The 517-nt window shown below is 71.4% G+C and carries 1 protein-coding gene; it reads right to left on the bottom strand.

Annotated elements, in window-relative coordinates:
* On the bottom strand, positions 1-517 hold a 517-nt coding region (locus AC6CH9_RS20810), incomplete at both ends, for an Ig-like domain-containing protein (RefSeq protein WP_498156599.1).

Here is a 517-nt window from a genome sequence, read left to right as displayed (position 1 = left end):
GGGACCTTGACGAAGGCCTTGGCGGTGAGGCCGTCGATGTCGGTGACGGTGTAGGTCACGACCTGGCGGTTCTCGGTGAGGGTGACGACGAGCTCGCCGGTGTCGGTGACGGTGGTGGTGGTCGCGTCGGTGGTGACGGTGAGCTCGGACGCGGCGCCGTCGGGGTCCTCGTCGTTGTCCAGGACGGGGACGGTGACCTCGGTCTTGCCCAGGATGTCCTCCACGGGCACGGTGTCGTCGCGGGCGACGGGGGGCAGCAGGGGTGCGTCGGCGGCGACGTTGACGGTCACGGCGCCGGTGGCGCGGGCGCCGTAGGTGTCCTGGACCTGGTAGTAGAAGGTGTAGGCGCCGTCGGCGTCGGGGGAGGTCAGGACGATGCGGTCGACCACGACCTCGGCGTCCAGGTCGTGGGTGTCCTCGATGCCGCCGGGGACCAGGCCGACCTGGTCGCCGTCGGGGTCGGTGTCGTTGGCCAGGGCCGCGACCGAGACCGTGCGCCCAGGACGCACCGTGATCT

The organism is Cellulosimicrobium sp. GQ32, from assembly GCF_059758455.1.
Note: the sequence above shows the minus strand (reverse complement) of the source record. Positions and strands in the feature narration are given on the sequence as shown.